This window comes from Streptomyces sp. NPDC056128, from assembly GCF_042263835.1.
Taxonomy (GTDB): domain Bacteria; phylum Actinomycetota; class Actinomycetes; order Streptomycetales; family Streptomycetaceae; genus Streptomyces.
Genome location: NZ_JBHJVQ010000018.1, coordinates 19135 through 36920, shown reverse-complemented (window position 1 = coordinate 36920; position 17786 = coordinate 19135). Strand labels below are relative to the sequence as shown.

Here is a 17786-nt window from a genome sequence, read left to right as displayed (position 1 = left end):
AGGGTTGCTCACCACCGGATCGGTACCGGAAGGGCCGTCAGGAGACCCGACACCGCGACCACCGCCCCCAGCGCGACGACCTCCGCGCGCGCGGGGGAGCAGGCCGTCAGCGGGTCCGCCGCGCGGCTCAGCCGGATCCTGGCCCACAGGGCGAGGGCGGCGACGGCGGCCACCAGGAGCACCTTGGCGAGCAGTACCCGCCCGTACGCCGTGTCCGTCAGCTGGTCCACGATCGTGCCCGGCTCCATCCGGCGCAGCGAACTGCACACCCCGGTCGCCGTGAGCGCGGCCAGCAGAACGGCCGCCACGCGCGCGTAGAGCCCGAGCAGCGCCGGACCCGCCTCGGCACCCCGCCACCGCCGCAGCGTCCGCAGGGCGTACAGCAGGCCGCCCGCCCACAGCGAGGCGCACGTCAGATGGACCAGGGTCAGACCGGAGCCGGTCAGCGGGCTGTACTCGGTCGTGGGGTGGGCGCGCAGCGCCTCCGCGACGATCACGGCGGCCAGCGGCCACACCTGGCTGCCGGGCCGGCGCGAGGCGGCGCACAGACCGGCCGCGAGGAACCCGTTGACCTCCAGCAGCGCGAGCTTGCCGTCCCGGGAGGCGTAGAGACCGCCCACGTCGATGTCGGCGGCGCCGTCCGGCACCAGGTTGCCCGTCGCCACGACCGACGCCAGCCCCAGGGCGGCGACGAATCCGACCCCGGCGGCGTACGGCGACCAACTGCGGGGCCGCTCCGGGGGCGCGCCGGGCAGCGACCGGGCCAGCCGGTTCACGAACAGTTCGCCGAGCGGCACGCACAGCGCGGCGAAGAGCGCCGCGCGCAGCAGCGCGATGCCGCCGGTGCCCGGTGCCTCGGCCTCTCCCGTGCCGCGCAGGGCGGGGGAGGGGCCGAGCACCGGTATCAGCGCGGCCAGCGCCACCAGCGCGAGTACGGCCGCGGTCCGGCCGGTACCGGAGGGCGTCGCGTGCCGTCCGGTACCGGTGGTCCGGGACTTGGGTCGTATCGGGGTCACCCCAGGATCTTCACCAAGTCCCCAGATCCGGGCAAGTTCCCCGGTGGATACCGGCTACCAGCGCACCGCGTCCAGCGCGTCGGCCATGCCCCACCCGTAGAAACCGTTGCGGTTCTTCGAGCCCTCGCACACCGCGTCGACCTTGCCGTCGCCGTCGATGTCGTACGGCTTGGTGCACGGCGTGGCGTCGGCCTGTGCGTACAGCAGCGCCTTGACCAGGGCCGGCGGGGCGTACGGGTGCGTCGACTTGATCAGCGCGGCGACGCCCGCGACGTGCGGCGACGCCATCGACGTACCGGCCATGTAGCCCCACTTGCCGCCGGGCAGCGTGCCGAGGATCAGTCCGCTGGTGGCGGGCGGTTCGGGCTTCTGGTACGCCGTCGAGTCACCGCCGGGCGCGGCGATGTCGACGACGCCCAGACCGTGGTTGGAGAAGGACGACTTGAGGCCCTTCGCGCCGGTCGACGCGACCGTCACGACACCCGGCAGCTGGGTCGGGATGTCCAGGCACTCGGACGGGTCGACGGTCCGGTCGCCGGGCGTCGTGTCGTTCGGGGAGGACGGGTCGGTGATCTCGTCGGCGGAGAGGTCGTAGTTCTCGTTGCCGGCCGCGGCGACGTTGACCGCGCCCTTCCGCTCCGCGTACCGCGACGCCCGGGAGACGGCCTCGACGAGCGCCTTCTGGTCCGGGTCGTCCTTGCAGTTGAAGTACCAGGGGTCGGTGTAATAGCTGTTGTTGGTCACGTCGACGCCGTGCTCGGCCGCCCACACGAAGCCGCAGACCACGGCCTCGGTGTAGAAGAAGCCGTCGGGGTTGGACACCTTGATGCCGGAGACCTTCACCCCGGGCGCCACACCGGTCATGCCGACGCCGTTCTTGGCGGCGGCGATCTCACCGGCCACGTGGGTGCCGTGCGGGCTCTCCGCCGCGCCCGGCCGCCAGGCGCCATCCGTGGTGTCCGGCTTGCCCGAGACGCAGTTGACGGACGCGTCCCGGTCGAAGTTCGGGGCGATGTCCGGGTGGGTGTCGTCCACGCCGGTGTCGATGACGGCGACGGTCACCTTCTTGCTGCCCAGCGTCTTCTCGTGCGCCTTGTCCGCCTTGATGGCGGGCAGGTCCCACTGGAGGCCCTGCAGCGGGTCCTGGCCCTCGGAGGCCTCGGCGGCGGCGATCTCCTTGCCGCTGAGCACCTTCGGCGCGCCCGTGTCGGTCGTGGCGGCCGAGGGCAGCGGCGCGGTACGCGTGGCACCGGCCGAGTGCACGCCCCGCACCTTGCGGACGGACTTGGCGAAGTCCGGGTTCGCGGAGTGGACGACGACCACGCCGATCCGGTCGTACGACGTCACGATCGTGCCGCCGGCCTTGGCTATCGCCTTGCGCACGGACGCCGAAGGCCCGTGCCCGGGGGAGACGTTGACGACGTAGCTGAGCGAGGTCGCGTCCGCCGCGGAGGAGGGGGCGGCCTCCGCCGCGGCGGCCGGGGTGCCCGGCAGGAACGCCAGCGAGGCGGCCACGGCCAGGCCGGCCGGGATCGCGAGGGCGCGGCGGTGACGCGAGAGAGGTGCTGTCATGTGCGGTGTCTCCAGTTCGTTGCTGAAACCGGTGCGTGACGGGAAGGAAGGTAGAGGGGGGCCGGTGTCGGGCGGGTCACTTCACCGCGCGGAGCGCGTTGACGATGCCGAAGCCGTAGAAGCCGTTGACGCGCCCGCCGCCCTCGCACGTGGCGTCCTGCGCGCCGTCGCCGTCCTGGTCGTAGGAGTCGGGGCAGCCCGGGTTGTCCGCCTGGGCCTTCAGCAGCCACTGCAACCGCGCGGGGGACGCCCAGGGATGCTCCGACTTCAGCAGCGCGGCCACGCCCGCCGCGTGCGGCGAGGCCATCGAGGTGCCCTGGAGGTAGCCGTACGCGTTGTTCGGCATGGTCGACAGGATGCGGCCGTTCTTCGAGGGCGTGTCCGGGATCTGGTAGCGCCCGTCACCGCCCGGCGCGGCGACGTCGACGACGCCCTTGCCGTACGAGGAGTAGTACGACTTCTCCTTGTCGACACCCGTCGCGCTGACCGTGACGACGCCCGGCAGCTGGGTCGGCACGTCGTAGCACTCGTGCGGGTCGATCGTCCGCGTCACCGGCGTGGAGTCGTCGGGGCTTGAGTCGTCGACGATCGCGTCGGAGTCCAGGTCGTGGTTGGAGTTGCCGGCGGAGGCGAGGTGCAGGGTTCCCTTGCGCTGGGCGTACAGCTGGGCCCGGTTGACCGCGTCGACGATGGCGCGCTGGTCGGGGTCGTCCATGCAGTTGTACAGCCACGGGTCCACGTAGTAGCTGTTGTTGGTGATCTCCACCCCGCGGTCGGCGGCGAACATGAACGCGCACACGACGTTCTCGGGGTAGAAGAGCCCGTTGTCCGGGTCGCTCACCTTGATGCTCGACACCTTCACGCCCGGTGCGACACCGGCGACGCCGACGCCGTTGCGGGCGGCGGCTATCTCACCCGCCACGTGGGTGCCGTGGTAGTCCTCGGCGGTGTACGGCCGCCAGGCGCCCGCGCTGGTGTCCGCCTTGCCGCCGACGCAGTTGGCGGACTGCGAGGCGGAGAAGTTCGGGGCGAGGTCGGGGTGGGTGTCGTCGACGCCGGTGTCGATCACGGCGACGGTGACGCGGGAGCTGCCCGGGTTGATCTTCGCGGCCTTGTCGGCGCCTATCGCGCGCAGGTCCCACTGGTCCGCTTCCAGCGGCTCGCCCGCTCCCGCGGCCTCGGACGCCCGCGCGGTCCGCGCGGCCTGCTCGGCGGTGAGCGGCTGGGCGGCGCCCTGGTCCGTCGTCGCGGCGGCGGTCAGCGGCGCGGTGCGGGTCGCGCCCGCCGACCGCACGCCCCGGACCTCGCGCATCGCGGCGGCGAAGCCGGGCTCGGCCGAGTGGGCGACGATCACCCCGATCTTGTCGTAGGTGGCGACCACGGTGCCGCCCGTCCTGGCTATCGCGCGCTCGACGGACGCGATCGTCCGGTGGTCCGTGCGGGTGTTGACGACGTACGCCAGGCTCGGCGCTTCGGCGGCCGCGGACTGGCCTGCCCGCGCGTCCGGGGCCGCCTGCGCGGCCGCCGGCAGGAAGCCGAGCGACGCGGTGAGCGAGAGCACGACCGGTACGGCGAGGGCGAGCCTGCGTCTGGAACGCGGGGAACGCAGATGATCCATGGGGTCTCCACATCATCCGGAAACGAAACCGGCCCGAGACACGGGTGGTGCTCGGGCAGGTACATGACGGAGTGGTGCAGGGTGAAGCTATCCCCCGAAGTCGCTGGCCAGCAATGACCCACCGAGGGTGACTTCGGAAAGTGGCCCGGGCGTTGAACCGGTCCCCGTGGGGGGCCGTGTCGTTGGACAGGGAGCCCGAGCACGATCAGCTCCCAGCGAGAACACCGAGGTCCAAGCCGTCATGTCCGTCGTACGAGGAGACTCCGTGGCCACCGACGCACCACCCCCCTCGAAAGAGGAGCCCCCCTCGACAGAGGAACACCGACTCCCCTCCGCCGAGGAGTTCTCCGAAGTGCAGCAGAGCGCCGAGTTCGCCGAACTGCGCCGCTCCTTCCGCTCCTTCGCGTTCCCGCTGACGATCGCGTTCGTCGTCTGGTACCTGCTGTACGTGCTGCTGTCGAACTACGCCGGCGACTTCATGGGCACCAAGCTGTTCGGCAACATCAACGTCGCCTTCGTCTTCGGCATCGCCCAGTTCGTCACCACGTTCCTCATCGCCTGGTGGTACTCGCGGCACGCCGCCGCGAAGCTCGACCCCAAGGCCGAGGCCATCAAGTCCCGGATGGAGGGCGGCGCATGAGCCCCGCACAGACCGTTCTCGCCGCCGAGCTGGCCGCCAACGAGGCCAGCGAGCACCGGCCGCTCATCATCACGCTCTTCGCGGTCTTCGTCCTCGCGACGCTCGGGATCACCGTCTGGGCGGGCCGCCAGACCAAGGACGCCGCCGACTTCTACGCGGGCGGCCGGTCCTTCAGCGCCTTCCAGAACGGACTCGCCGTCTCCGGCGACTACATGTCCGCCGCGTCCTTCCTCGGCATCGCCGGCGCGATCGCCCTCTTCGGCTACGACGGCTTCCTGTACTCCATCGGCTTCCTGGTCGCCTGGCTGGTCGCCCTGCTCCTGGTGGCCGAGCCGCTGCGGAACTCCGGCCGCTACACCATGGGTGACGTCCTCGCGTACCGCATGCGCCAGCGCCCCGTGCGCACCGCCGCCGGCACCTCCACGATCGTCGTCTCGATCTTCTACCTGCTGGCCCAGATGGCGGGCGCGGGCGTCCTCGTCTCGCTGCTGCTCGGCATCACCTCCGACGCGGGCAAGATCCTCATCGTCGCCCTCGTCGGCATCCTGATGATCGTGTACGTCTCCATCGGCGGCATGAAGGGCACCACCTGGGTCCAGATGGTCAAGGCCGTGCTGCTGATCAGCGGCACCATCCTGATCACCTTCCTGGTGCTGCTGAAGTTCGACTTCAACATCTCCGACCTGCTCGGCAAGGCCGCGGACAACAGCGGCGCGGGCGCCGCCTTCCTGGAGCCGGGCCTCCAGTACGGCACGAGCGGCACCACCAAGCTGGACTTCATCTCCCTGAGCATCGCCCTGGTGCTCGGCACCGCCGGCCTGCCGCACATCCTGATCCGCTTCTACACGGTGCCCAACGCCAAGGCCGCCCGTAAGTCCGTGAACTGGGCGATCGGCATCATCGGCGCCTTCTACCTGATGACCATCGCCCTCGGATTCGGTGCCGCCGCGCTCGTCGGGAAGGACGAGATCATCGCGTCCAACCCATCCGGCAACACGGCCGCGCCCCTGCTCGCGCTGCACGTGGGCGGCGTCGACTCGGCCTGGGGCGCGATCCTGCTGGCCACGATCTCGGCGGTGGCCTTCGCGACCATCCTCGCCGTGGTCGCCGGCCTCACCCTCGCCTCGTCCTCCTCCTTCGCGCACGACATCTACGCCAACGTCATCCGCAAGGGGAAGGCCACCGAGCGGGAGGAGATGCGGGCGGCCCGCTGGGCGACCGTCTTCATCGGCGTCGTCTCCATCGGGCTGGGCGCCCTCGCCCGCGACCTGAACGTGGCCGGCCTGGTCGCCCTGGCCTTCGCCGTCGCCGCGTCCGCCAACCTGCCGACCATCCTGTACAGCCTCTTCTGGAAGAAGTTCACCACCCAGGGCGCCCTGTGGTCGATCTACGGCGGTCTGATCGTCGCCGTCGGCCTGGTGCTGTTCTCGCCCGTGGTCTCCGGCGACCCGAAGGCGATGTTCCCCGACGTCGACTTCGCCTGGTTCCCGCTGAAGAACCCGGGCATCATCTCCATCCCGTTCGGCTTCCTCATGGGCTGGCTCGGCACGGTCCTGTCCAAGGAGGAACCCGACAAGGCGAAGTACGCCGAGCTGGAGGTCCGCTCCCTGACCGGCACCGGAGCGCACTGATCCGCCTCGCCCGCGGCCCCGTCGTAGATCCCTACGACGGGGCCGCGCCGCACGTCGTAGGGATCGGGCCCCTGTGGATGTCGGACCGGTCACGTAGGCTCGCAGGTGTAGCAGGAGCCAAGTGCTCCGCCGATCCGCGTCGAGGGAGGGGGCCCACGTGCTCATCGACACCTACGGCCGAGTGGCCACCGACCTGAGGGTCTCGCTCACCGACCGCTGCAACCTGCGCTGCACCTACTGCATGCCCGAAGAGGGCCTCCAGTGGCTGGCCAAGCCCGACCTGCTCACGGACGACGAGATCGTCCGCCTCATCGACATCGCGGTCACCTCCCTCGGCATCGAGGAGGTCCGCTTCACCGGCGGCGAGCCGCTGCTGCGCCCCGGCCTGGTCGGCATCGTCGAGCGCGTCGCCGCCCTCGCCCCGCGCCCCCAGATGTCCCTCACCACCAACGGCATCGGCCTCAGGCGCACGGCGACGGCCCTGAAGGCGGCGGGCCTGGACCGGGTCAACGTCTCGCTGGACACCCTGCGCCCCGACGTCTTCAAGACCCTCACCCGCCGGGACCGCCACAAGGACGTCCTGGAGGGCCTGGCGGCCGCCCGCGAGGCGGGGCTGACCCCGGTGAAGGTCAACAGCGTCCTGATGCCGGGGCTCAATGCCGACGAGGCCCCCGACCTGCTCGCCTGGGCGGTCGAGCACGACTACGAGCTGCGGTTCATCGAGCAGATGCCCCTGGACGCCCAGCACGGCTGGAAGCGCGACGGCATGGTCACCGCCGGTGACATCCTCACCTCGCTGCGCACCCGCTTCGAGCTGACCGCTGAGGGCTCCGAGGAGCGCGGCTCGGCCCCCGCCGAGCGCTGGGTCGTGGACGGCGGCCCGCACCGCGTCGGCGTCATCGCCTCCGTCACCCGCCCGTTCTGCTCGGCCTGCGACCGCACCCGCCTGACCGCCGACGGCCAGGTGCGCACCTGCCTCTTCGCCCGCGAGGAGACCGACCTGCGGGCCGCCCTGCGCTCCGACGCCCCCGACGAGGAGGTCGCCCGGATCTGGCGCCTCGCCATGTGGGGCAAGAAGGCCGGCGCCGGCCTCGACGACCCGTCGTTCGTGCAGCCCGACCGGCCGATGTCGGCGATCGGGGGCTAGCGGCGGGCCGGTCCGGGCTAGGGGGTCTCCGGGGGCTCCCACTCGGTCAGCGGGACCACGTCCTTGAGGAAGCCCCGCATGCCGAGGAACTGCGACAGATGTTCCCGGTGCTCGTCGCAGGCGATCCACGTCTTGCGCCGCTCGGGCGTGTGGATCTTCGGGTTGTTCCACGCCAGCACCCACACGGCGGCCGTGCGGCAGCCCTTGGCGGAGCAGATGGGGGCGGCCTCCGGAGCGTTGTCCGGGGCGGTGTCGTCACTCACAGGTTCGTCTCACAGGTTCACACAAAAGGCGACGCCGAGCAGCCACGGGGGGAGCTGCCCGGCGTCGGTCCGTCGCTCCGACGGGGGATGCGGAGCGCGTAGGAAGTATGTCATGGGTCACCCATCGCCCGGCACCGGAACAGCACGATTCATCTGAGCAGATCTTCGGCCTGGCGCGGAATGCACGCCCCCGCCGGAGGGCGCCGCGAGGTCACGGCCGGCCGCGCGACTCGCCCGCCGCTCCCGGCGACGGATCCGACATCGCGTCCTCCGGGACGGATTCCTCGGAGGCGTCGTCCGCCCGCGGCGGCAAGATCATCGGAGGCGTCTGGGGCCTCACGAACGTCGACGGCAAAGATGGCGCGTTCTCGCGCCCGGCGTTGGCGATCACGACCGCGATGTACGGCAGGACCACGCCGAGTACCAGGGCCACGATCGCGACGTGCCGTTCCACGTTCCACAGGCAGGCCGCGAGGACCACCGACACGGTGCGGACCGACATCGAGATGACGTACCGGCGCTGTCGCGCGCGCACGTCGTCATGGAGGCCCGTCCGGGCCCCGGTGATCCGGAACACCTCGACGCCGCCGGCACTGTGCTTCCGCATCTGGTTCCACCATCCGCCCGATCGGACCGTCCCCGCCCCGCTTCCGTCCGTGGCCGCTCGGGGACACCGGTCCCGGACAACTCCCCACGTTACGCCGCCCTCGCGCCGCCCACGAGACCGGGGCACCACTCGGTGCGCGGACGGCCTGCGCCGGTCGGCACAGCCGCGGGTCCCCCGTTCGGCCGTATCCCGCATGCGCCGTACGCGGTACGGCCGAAGACTGGCGGCAATGCTCGCGTGGAGCCGTACGAGGAGGCAGTCATGGGCTGGTTGTGGGCGATCATCGTCGGATTCGTGCTCGGTCTCATCGCCAAGGCGATCATCCCCGGGAAGCAGCACAGTCCGCTGTGGCTGACCACCATCTTCGGCATGCTCGGCGCGATCGTCGGCAACGCGGTGGCCCGTGCGGCCGGGGTGGACGCGACCTCGGGCATCGACTGGTGGCGGCACGTGTTCCAGCTGGTCGCCGCGATCATCATCGTCGCCCTCGGCGATGCGGCCTACATGGCGGTCCGCGGCAACAAACGACGCGGCCGGGCCTGACGGTGAGCACCCCGTACGGCACGGGGGCGGCCCCGGCACCGCGAGGTACCGGGGCCGCCCCCACCCGTGTGCTCAGGCGCCGGTGACCTCCACCGCGGCCAGGTTCTTCTTGCCGCGGCGCAGCACCAGCCAGCGCCCGTGCAGCAGGTCCTCCTTGGCGGGGACCGCGTCCTCGCCGGCGACCTTGACGTTGTTCACGTAGGCACCGCCCTCCTTCACCGTGCGGCGGGCGGCGGACTTGCTGGCGACCAGGCCGACCTCGGCGAACAGGTCGACGACCGGGCCCAGCTCGGTGACCTCGACGTGCGGCAGCTCGGAGAGGGCCGCGGCGAGCGTCCGGTCGTCCAGCTCGGCCAGGTCGCCCTGGCCGAAGAGGGCCTTGGACGCGGCGATCACGGCGGCCGTCTGCCCGGCGCCGTGCACCAGCGTCGTCAGCTCCTCCGCCAGCGCGCGCTGCGCCGCCCGGGCTTGCGGACGCTCCTCGGTCTGCCGCTCCAGCTCCTCCAGCTCCTCGCGGGAGCGGAAGGACAGGATGCGCGAGTACGTCGAGATGTCCCGGTCGTCCACGTTCAGCCAGAACTGGTAGAACGCGTACGGCGTGGTCATCTCCGGGTCGAGCCAGACCGCGCCGCCCTCGGTCTTGCCGAACTTGGTGCCGTCCGCCTTGGTCATCAGCGGCGTCGCGTAGGCGTGGACGCCGGCGTCCGGCTCCAGCCGGTGCAGCAGGTCGAGGCCGGCCGTGAGGTTGCCCCACTGGTCGCTGCCGCCCTGCTGCATCGTGCAGCCGTACCTCCGGTAGAGCTGGAGGAAGTCCATGGCCTGGAGCAGCTGGTAGCTGAACTCCGTGTAGCTGATGCCCTCCGAGGACTCCAGGCGCCGGGCCACGGAGTCCTTGGTCAGCATCTTGTTGACCCGGAAGTGCTTGCCGATGTCCCGCAGGAACTCGATGGCCGAGAGGCCCTCGGTCCAGTCGAGGTTGTTGACCATCACGGCCGCGTTCTCGCCCTCGAAGGTCAGGAACGGCTCGATCTGGCCGCGCAGCCGGTCGACCCAGCCCGCGACGGTCTCCGGCGAGTTCAGCGTGCGCTCCGCGGTCGGGCGCGGGTCGCCGATCTGCCCCGTAGCGCCGCCGACCAGCGCCAGCGGCCGGTGACCGGCCTGCTGGAGCCGGCGCACGGTGAGCACCTGCACCAGGTGCCCGACGTGCAGGGACGGCGCGGTCGGGTCGAAACCGCAATAGAACGTGACGGGACCGTCCGCGAGCGCCTTGCGCAAAGCGTCCTCGTCGGTGGACTGGGCGAACAGCCCGCGCCACTTCAGCTCGTCGACGATGTCCGTCACGGTTCTCTTGTCTCCTACATGCTCATACGGCTTAATGATCTTCGGTCGGCCGGGTGACGGCCGACTACGAGGTTATACGCCCTGACTGACAGAGCTCATATTGAAATCGGGGACCCGCAGCGCGGGCATCGCCGCCCTGGTGAACCAGTCGCCCCACTCCCTGGGCAGCGTCTTCTCCGTCCGCCCGGCCTCCGTGGCCCTCCCCAGCAGGCCCACCGGCGACTCGTTGAACCGGAAGTTGTTCACCTCGCCGACGACCTCGCCGTTCTCGACCAGGTAGACGCCGTCCCGGGTCAGCCCGGTCAGCAGCAGCGTGGCCGGATCGACCTCGCGGATGTACCAGAGGCAGGTCAGCAGCAGCCCGCGCTCCGTGCCGGCCACCATGTCCTCCAGCGAGCGGTCCGAGCCGCCGTCCAGGACCAGGTTGCCGATCGCCGGGGCCACCGGCAGCCCGGTCAGGGCCGCGCTGTGCCGGGTGGTCGTCAGCCGGTGCAGCTCACCCGCGCGGATCCAGTCGGTGGCCGCCACCGGCAGCCCGTTGTCGAACACCGACTGGTCGCCGCCGGAGGAGTGCGCGACCACGAAGGGCGCGCTCTCCAGCCCCGGCTCGTGCGGGTCGCTGCGCAGGGTCAGCGGCAGCTCGCCCAGCCGCTCGCCGACGCGCGTGCCGCCGCCCGGCTTGGAGAACACCGTGCGCCCCTCGACGGCGTCCCGCCCCGAGGCCGACCACAGCTGGTAGATCAGCAGGTCGGCGACCGCGGTCGGCGGCAGCAGCGTCTCGTACCGGCCCGCCGGCAGCTCCACCCGCCGCTCCGCCCAGCCTAGGCGTACGGCCAGGTCGGCGTCGAGCGCACCCGGATCGACGTCCTTGAAGTCCCGCGTGGAGCGCCCCGCCCACGCCGACCGGGTCCGGTCGGGCGACTTGGCGTTCAGCTCCAGCGTCCCGTTGGGCTGGTCGTGCCGCAGCCGCAGCCCCGTGGAGGTCCCCACGTAGGTCGACGTCATCTCGTGGTTGGCGAATCCGTACAGCTCCCGGCCGCCCGCACGCGCGCGTGCGAACGCCTCCCCGAGGGCGGGCGCGAAGTCCGCGAACACGGCCGAGGACGTCTCGGCGGGGGTGTCGGTGAAGTCGGGCGACTCGGGCACGCCGGTGACCAGCGGCTGCGCGTCCTCGGCGGGACCGGCGCCGCGGGCGGCGGCCTCGGCGGCGCGCACCAGGGGCTCCAGCTCGTCCACGGTCACCGCCGAGCGCGACACGACACCGGACGCCGTGCCCTGCTGACCGTCGACGGTGGCGACGACGGTCAGCGTGCGCCCGCGCGTGACGCCGTTGGTGGTGAGCGCGTTGCCCGCCCAGCGCAGGTTGGCGGTGGACTCCTCGTCGGCGATGACGACGCAGCCGTCCGCCCGGGACAGCTCCAGCGCCCGCTCGACGATCTCGTGCGGCCTGCTCGTACCCGCGCTCATCGACCCGCCTCCTGCGTGGTGTTCAGAATGTTGACTCCCTTGAACAGGGCGGAGGGGCAGCCGTGGGAGACGGCCGCGACCTGCCCCGGCTGGGCCTTGCCGCAGTTGAAGGCGCCACCCAGGACGTACGTCCGCGGGCCGCCGACGGCCGCCATGGAGCCCCAGAAGTCGGTGGTCGTCGCCTGGTAGGCCACGTCCCGCAGCTGACCGGCGAGCCGCCCGTTCTCGATCCGGAAGAAGCGCTGCCCGGTGAACTGGAAGTTGTAGCGCTGCATGTCGATGGACCAGGAACGGTCGCCGACGACGTAGATCCCGCGGTCCACGCCCCCGATCAGGTCCTCGGTCGACAGACCGCCCGGGTCGGGCTGGAGCGAGACGTTGGCCATGCGCTGCACCGGCACATGGGCGGGGGAGTCGGCGTAGGCGCACCCGTTGGACCGCTCGAACCCGGTGAGCCGCGCGATCCGCCGGTCGAGCTGGTAGCCCACCAGCGTGCCGTCCTTCACCAGGTCCCAGGACTGGCCCTCGACGCCCTCGTCGTCGTACCCGATGGTCGCCAGGCCGTGCTCGGCGGTGCGGTCGCCGGTGACGTTCATCAGCTCCGAGCCGTAGCGCAACTTGCCGAGCTGGTCGAAGGTGGCGAAGGAGGTACCGGCGTACGCCGCCTCGTACCCGAGCGCCCGGTCCAGCTCGGTCGCGTGCCCGATGGACTCGTGGATGGTCAGCCACAGGTTCGACGGGTCGACGACCAGGTCGTACAGCCCCGCCTCGACGCTCGGCGCCCGCATCTTCTCGGCCAGCAGCTCCGGGATCTCGGCCAGCTCGGAGTCCCAGTCCCAGCCGGTGCCGGTCAGGTACTCCCAGCCGCGCCCGGCCGGCGGGGCCAGCGTCCGCATGGAGTCGAACTCGCCGCTGGAGTCGTCGACCGACACGGCGGTGAGCACCGGATGCAGCCGCACCCTCTGCTGCGTGGTCACGGTCCCGGCCGTGTCGGCGTAGAACTTGTTCTCGTGCACGGTGAGCAGCGAGGCGTCGACGTGGTCGACCCCGGCGGCCGCCAGCAGCCGCCCGCTCCAGTCGGCCAGCAGGGCCGACTTCTCCTCGTCGGGCACGGTGAACGGGTCGACCTCGTACGACGAGACCCACGTCCGGTCGGCGTGCACGGGCTCGCCCGCCAGCTCCACGTGCTCGTCCGACCCCGCGGCCCTGATGACCTGCGCGGACAGCTTCGCCATCGCCACCGCCTGCGAGGCGACCTTCGCGGCGGCGTCCATGGTCAGGTCCACACCGGACGCGAAGCCCCACGTACCGCCGTGCACCACCCGCACCGCGTACCCGAGGTCGGTGGTGTCCGAGGACCCGGCGGGTTTGGCGTCCCTGAGACGCCAGGACGCGTTGCGCACCCGTTCGAGGCGGAAATCCGCGTGCTCCGCGCCGAGCGCTCGCGCGCGTGCGAGGGCGGCGTCGGCGAGGGCGCGTAGGGGGAGTGCCGTGAAGGCTTCGTCGATGCTGTGAGGCACCTGCGTCTCTTTCTGTCGACGTGACCGGTCGTCTGCCGCGACACCGGGGGCCAGGGCCAGTCGCCCTGGGCCGCATCATGTCGCGTCGGGCCGGACGGCGACCACACCTTTGCCGCCGCGCGCGGTTACCCGTGGCCGGGTCCGTTCTGTAGGGATCCGACAGTCAGCCCCGTAAGCCACTGTGGGTGCCCGAGTCTCCGCCGGGAGGCGGGGCCCGATAGGTTTTCGATGAAGCCGCCTGCCGTAGCCGCCTGTCATCCGGGTGCTCGGGCGGACCACAGACCGCTAGGGAAAGGGTGATCCGTTGAGCCGCTCGGTTCTCGTCACCGGAGGCAACCGGGGCATCGGCCTCGCCATCGCCCGCGCTTTCGCCGATGCCGGCGACAAGGTCGCGATCACATACCGCTCGGGTGAGCCGCCGGAGGGCTTCCTGGCCGTCAAGTGCGACATCACCGACACCGAGCAGGTGGAGCAGGCCTACAAGGAGATCGAGGAGGCGCACGGTCCCGTCGAGGTCCTGGTCGCCAACGCCGGCGTCACCAAGGACCAGCTCCTGATGCGCATGTCCGAGGAGGACTTCACCTCGGTCCTGGAAACCAACCTCACCGGCACCTTCCGGGTCGTCAAGCGCGCCAACCGCGGCATGCTGCGGGCCAAGAAGGGCCGCGTCGTCCTGATCTCCTCCGTGGTCGGGCTCCTCGGCTCCGCGGGTCAGTCGAACTACGCCGCCTCCAAGGCCGGTCTGGTCGGCTTCGCGCGCTCGCTCGCCCGTGAGCTGGGTTCGCGCAACCTCACCTTCAACGTCGTCGCGCCCGGCTTCGTGGACACCGACATGACCAAGGTGCTCACCGACGAGCAGCGGGCCAACATCGTGTCGCAGGTGCCGCTGGGCCGGTACGCGCGGCCCGAGGAGATCGCCGCCGCGGTGCGGTTCCTCGCCTCGGACGAGGCGTCGTACATCACTGGAGCCGTCATTCCCGTTGACGGCGGACTGGGAATGGGTCACTGATCACCATGAGCGGAATTCTCGAGGGCAAGCGCGTCCTGATCACCGGTGTGCTGATGGAGTCCTCCATCGCCTTCCACACCGCCAAGCTGGCCCAGGAGCAGGGCGCCGAGATCATCCTGACCGCGTTCCCGCGTCCCACGCTGACCGAGCGCATCGCCAGGAAGCTGCCCAAGCCGACCAAGGTCATCGAGCTGGACGTCACCAACGACGAGCACCTCGCGCGCCTGGCCGACATCGTCGGCGAGGAGCTGGGCGGCCTCGACGGCGTCGTGCACTCCATCGGCTTCGCCCCGCAGGACGCGCTCGGCGGCAACTTCCTGAACACGCCGTTCGAATCGGTCGCCACGGCCATGCACGTCTCGGCGTACTCCCTGAAGTCGCTGACCATGGCCTGCCTGCCGCTGATGCAGAACGGCGGCTCGGTCGTCGGCCTCACCTTCGACGCGCAGTTCGCCTGGCCGCAGTACGACTGGATGGGCCCGGCCAAGGCGGCCCTGGAGGCCACCAGCCGCTACATGGCGCGTGACCTGGGCAAGCAGAACATCCGCTGCAACCTGGTCTCGGCCGGTCCGATCGGCTCCATGGCCGCCAAGTCCATCCCGGGCTTCGGCGAGCTGGCCTCGGTGTGGGACAGCCGTTCCCCGCTGGAGTGGGACCTCAAGGACCCGGAGCCGGCCGGCCGCGGTGTCGTCGCGCTGCTGAGCGACTGGTTCCCGAAGACCACGGGCGAGATCGTCCACGTGGACGGCGGTCTGCACGCCATCGGCGCCTGACCGGAAGCCCTGTCCGAACGCCTCCAAGGACCCGCATCCGCCTCGGGTGCGGGTCCTTCGCGTGTCACCCGTCCGGCCCAGCCGGCGGGCGGTGGACCGGCCGTCGGCGCACGCTGGAGTCCGCGTTCCCCACGAGCCTTTCCTCCCCAGTGCCGCCGAGGAGGCCTCTTGTGCGTCCGCTCGCCCGCCTCGCCTCGGCGTCCCTCGCCCTCGCCTGTGTGCTGGTCCTGCCGTACGAAGCGATGTCCCACGCGCGCGGGGGCACCGGGGACTCCGCGCGGGCGGAGCTGTTCGGCTCGGCGTGCCGGGTCCGCGTCGTCGACTCCGACGTGACCGCCCACTGCCACAACCCGTACCCGGCGACCGACTTCGTGCGGCTGCACGTCGAGTGCGCCCGCTGGTGGGACCTCGACGGCGACGCCGCGCCGGTCGAGGCCGGGCCGGCGCAGACCGTACGGCTGGACGGGCGGTGCTGGAAGGAGGTCCGGTCGGCGTGGGTCAGCCACCGGAGGGTGCGGTGAACCGGCCCGGGCGGCACAGGAACGGGTAGCCCGCCGCCTCCGCCTCCGCGGTCCCGGCGTCGCCCGCGCGGATCGCGTCCACCAGCCTGGTGTGGTCCATGTGGCTCTCGGGCGTCAGCTCGCTGCCGACGTCGCTTCGCAGCCAGTCCCGCATCACCTCGCCCAGGTCCGCGTACATCGCGGTCATCACGTCGTTGTGCGAGGCGGCCACGACGGCCAGGTGGAAGGTCGCGTCCGCGGTCACGAACGCCTCGGCGTCACCCGACTCCCAGGCCTCCTCGCGGCGCACCAGGAGCGCGTCCAGCTGCTTGAGGTCCTTCTCCGTGCGTCGCTCCGCGGCGAGCCGGGCGGCGGCCGACTCCAGGGTGGACCGCAGCTCGGCGATGTGCCGGGGGTCGGCCTCGGCGAAGCGGCGCTGCATCACGCCCGCCAGCTCACTGGTCGCCACGACGTACGTGCCGGAGCCCTGACGGATGTCCAGCAGGCCGTTGTGCGCCAGCGCGCGGACCGCCTCCCGGACCGTGTTGCGGGCGACCCCGAGCTGCTCGACCAGCTCGGGCTCCGTCGGGATGCGGGAACCGACCGGCCACTCGCCCGAGGCGATCTGCTGCCGCAGCGCCGCGATGACCTGCTCGGACAGCGCCGAGCGACGGGGATGGCTGAGAGGCATGGCTCACCTTCGCACGTGGAGTGGACAACATAGGAGTGGACAATCAATCATCCCATGATTCTATGATGGGCCTCATGGCTAGTGAGGAAGCCCGGACGGACACCCGGACGGAGACGCGCACGGAGACACGTACGGAAACGCGGATGCGTGAGATACCCGGCGAGGCGGCGACGGCGCTCCAGGCGCCCGGCACGCGCGCGTGGACGCCGTGGACGACCCGGCTGCTGATCCTCGGCATCGTCCTGGCCGCGCTCAACCTGCGCCCCGCCATCACCAGCCTGGGCGCCCTCCTGGAGGAGGTCCGCGACGGGCTCGGCATGAGCGGCAGCGCCGCCGGACTGCTCACCTCCGTCCCCCCGCTGTGCTTCGCCGTCTTCGGGGTCATGGCACCCCGGGTGGCCCGCCGCTTCGGGCCCGGCGCGGTGGTCTGCGCGGGCATGGCCGCCATCACCGCGGGCCTGCTGATCCGGCCGTACGCCGGCGGGACGGCCGGTTTCCTGGCCGCGACCGCGCTCGCGCTGATGGGCATCGCGGTCAGCAACGTCCTGATGCCGGTCATCGTCAAGCGCTACTTCCCCGACCGCGTCGGCTCCATGACCGGCCTCTACTCGATGGCCCTCGCCTTCGGCACCTCCGTCGCCGCCGCGGCGACGGTGCCGGTGACGAACGCCCTGGGCGGCCACTGGCAGCCCGGCCTCGCGGTGTGGGCCGTGGTGGGGGCGGCCGCCGTCCTGCCGTGGATCCCGTTCGTGCGCCACCGCGAGGCGCCCTCCGCCGTGTCGCCCGCCCCGTCTCCGGGGCGGCCCGCCGAGCCGGCCGCCGGTCAGGCCCCGATACGGATCACCCGCAGCCGTACGGCCTGGGCGCTCGCCGTCTTCTTCGGCCTCCAGGCCACCGCCGCCTACATCACGATGGGCTGGATGGCGCAGATCTTCCGGGACGCCGGAGTCTCCGCGGGCACGGCCGGGCTGCTGCTCGCCGTGATCATGGTGATGGGCGTGCCGCTCGCCTTCGTCATCCCGCGCGTGGCCACCCGCCTGCCCCACCAGGGCCCGATCGTCCTGGTCCTGGGCCTGTGCGGCCTCGCCGGCTACGCCGGTCTGTACTTCGCCCCGGCCGGCGGTGCCTGGGCCTGGGCCCTGCTGCTCGGCGTGTCGAACTGCGCCTTCCCGCTCGCGCTGACCATGGTCGGCATGCGGGCCAGGACCGGCGCGGGCGTCGCCCAGCTCTCGGCCTTCGCGCAGAGCACCGGCTACCTGATCTCCATCCCCGGCCCGCTCCTGGTCGGCGTGCTCTACCAGCACAGCGGCGGCTGGGGCCTGCCGATCGCGCTGATGAGCGCGCTGATGGTGCCGCAGATCGTGGTGGGCGTCCTGGCCGGACGCGACCGCACGGTGGAGGACGAGGCGGCCCGCTGAGCGGGCGGGCGGCCCGCCCGGCACCGCGCC

The 17786-nt window shown here is 71.6% G+C and carries 17 protein-coding genes; 8 read left to right on the top strand and 9 right to left on the bottom strand.

Going from position 1 to position 17786, the window contains the following annotated elements:
- Window positions 1–8: 8 nt before the first annotated feature.
- From ACFC1X_RS27225 to ACFC1X_RS27215, 3 genes are all read right to left on the bottom strand, one after another.
- A complete protein-coding gene (locus tag ACFC1X_RS27225) occupies window positions 9–1016 on the bottom strand; it encodes a CopD family protein (protein WP_376357998.1) in 1008 nt (335 codons plus the stop codon).
- A gap of 54 nt (window positions 1017–1070) precedes the next feature.
- Window positions 1071–2588, bottom strand: coding sequence for a S8 family serine peptidase (locus ACFC1X_RS27220; protein WP_376357995.1), 1518 nt, complete (start codon window positions 2586–2588; stop codon window positions 1071–1073).
- A 76-nt stretch (window positions 2589–2664) separates the two neighbouring features.
- Entirely contained in the window at window positions 2665–4206 is a 1542-nt protein-coding gene (locus ACFC1X_RS27215) for a S8 family serine peptidase (RefSeq protein WP_376357992.1), read from the bottom strand.
- A gap of 265 nt (window positions 4207–4471) precedes the next feature.
- Between ACFC1X_RS27215 and ACFC1X_RS27210 the strand changes: the two genes are divergently transcribed.
- The 3 genes from ACFC1X_RS27210 (at window position 4472) to moaA (ending at window position 7624) form a co-directional block, all read left to right on the top strand.
- Window positions 4472–4846 carry a DUF485 domain-containing protein gene (locus tag ACFC1X_RS27210; RefSeq protein ID WP_376357989.1) on the top strand — a complete coding sequence of 125 codons (375 nt, stop codon included), beginning with the start codon at window positions 4472–4474 and terminating at the stop codon, window positions 4844–4846.
- Window positions 4843–6477, top strand: a complete 1635-nt coding sequence (locus ACFC1X_RS27205; protein ID WP_376357986.1) for a cation acetate symporter — start codon at window positions 4843–4845, stop codon at window positions 6475–6477. The genes ACFC1X_RS27210 and ACFC1X_RS27205 overlap by 4 nt, the downstream gene beginning before the upstream one ends.
- Before the next feature lie 157 nt (window positions 6478–6634).
- Complete coding sequence (moaA, locus tag ACFC1X_RS27200; RefSeq protein ID WP_376357983.1) at window positions 6635–7624, top strand: GTP 3',8-cyclase MoaA; 990 nt, start codon at window positions 6635–6637, stop codon at window positions 7622–7624.
- A gap of 17 nt (window positions 7625–7641) precedes the next feature.
- Here moaA and ACFC1X_RS27195 read toward each other — a convergent pair whose 3' ends face one another.
- Window positions 7642–7887 carry a hypothetical protein gene (locus tag ACFC1X_RS27195; protein ID WP_376357980.1) on the bottom strand — a complete coding sequence of 82 codons (246 nt, stop codon included), beginning with the start codon at window positions 7885–7887 and terminating at the stop codon, window positions 7642–7644.
- Between the two features lie 211 nt (window positions 7888–8098).
- Window positions 8099–8494: a DUF3099 domain-containing protein gene (locus ACFC1X_RS27190; RefSeq protein WP_376357978.1), complete on the bottom strand. Its 396-nt coding sequence runs from the start codon at window positions 8492–8494 to the stop codon at window positions 8099–8101.
- A gap of 261 nt (window positions 8495–8755) precedes the next feature.
- On the opposite strand from ACFC1X_RS27190, the gene ACFC1X_RS27185 reads away from it, so the two are divergent.
- A complete protein-coding gene (locus tag ACFC1X_RS27185) occupies window positions 8756–9037 on the top strand; it encodes a GlsB/YeaQ/YmgE family stress response membrane protein (RefSeq protein WP_376357975.1) in 282 nt (93 codons plus the stop codon).
- Window positions 9038–9109: 72 nt separating this feature from the next.
- On the opposite strand, the gene tyrS is transcribed toward ACFC1X_RS27185, so the two are convergent.
- The 3 genes from tyrS to ACFC1X_RS27170 all read right to left on the bottom strand — a co-directional run bounded on the left by tyrS (window position 9110) and on the right by ACFC1X_RS27170 (window position 13365).
- Entirely contained in the window at window positions 9110–10378 is a 1269-nt protein-coding gene (gene tyrS / locus ACFC1X_RS27180) for a tyrosine--tRNA ligase (protein WP_376357972.1), read from the bottom strand.
- Between the two features lie 72 nt (window positions 10379–10450).
- Window positions 10451–11845, bottom strand: a complete 1395-nt coding sequence (locus ACFC1X_RS27175) for a metallopeptidase TldD-related protein (RefSeq protein WP_376357969.1) — start codon at window positions 11843–11845, stop codon at window positions 10451–10453.
- Window positions 11842–13365, bottom strand: coding sequence for a TldD/PmbA family protein (locus ACFC1X_RS27170; RefSeq protein WP_376357966.1), 1524 nt, complete (start codon window positions 13363–13365; stop codon window positions 11842–11844). Before ACFC1X_RS27170 ends, ACFC1X_RS27175 begins: the two co-directional genes overlap by 4 nt.
- A 304-nt stretch (window positions 13366–13669) precedes the next feature.
- Between ACFC1X_RS27170 and fabG the strand changes: the two genes are divergently transcribed.
- The 3 genes from fabG to ACFC1X_RS27155 all read left to right on the top strand — a co-directional run bounded on the left by fabG (window position 13670) and on the right by ACFC1X_RS27155 (window position 15668).
- Window positions 13670–14374: a 3-oxoacyl-[acyl-carrier-protein] reductase gene (gene fabG, locus ACFC1X_RS27165; protein ID WP_376357963.1), complete on the top strand. Its 705-nt coding sequence runs from the start codon at window positions 13670–13672 to the stop codon at window positions 14372–14374.
- 5 nt (window positions 14375–14379) lie between these two features.
- A complete protein-coding gene (fabI, locus tag ACFC1X_RS27160) occupies window positions 14380–15147 on the top strand; it encodes an enoyl-ACP reductase FabI (RefSeq protein ID WP_376357960.1) in 768 nt (255 codons plus the stop codon).
- A 170-nt stretch (window positions 15148–15317) separates the two neighbouring features.
- Window positions 15318–15668: a hypothetical protein gene (locus tag ACFC1X_RS27155; RefSeq protein WP_376357958.1), complete on the top strand. Its 351-nt coding sequence runs from the start codon at window positions 15318–15320 to the stop codon at window positions 15666–15668.
- Here the strand turns inward: ACFC1X_RS27155 and ACFC1X_RS27150 are convergent.
- Window positions 15646–16338, bottom strand: a complete 693-nt coding sequence (locus tag ACFC1X_RS27150) for a FadR/GntR family transcriptional regulator (RefSeq protein ID WP_376357955.1) — start codon at window positions 16336–16338, stop codon at window positions 15646–15648. The two genes, ACFC1X_RS27155 and ACFC1X_RS27150, sit on opposite strands and share 23 nt — an antisense overlap.
- A gap of 143 nt (window positions 16339–16481) precedes the next feature.
- On the opposite strand from ACFC1X_RS27150, the gene ACFC1X_RS27145 reads away from it, so the two are divergent.
- Window positions 16482–17756, top strand: a complete 1275-nt coding sequence (locus ACFC1X_RS27145; protein WP_376357952.1) for a CynX/NimT family MFS transporter — start codon at window positions 16482–16484, stop codon at window positions 17754–17756.
- The last annotated feature ends 30 nt before the right edge of the window (window positions 17757–17786 follow it).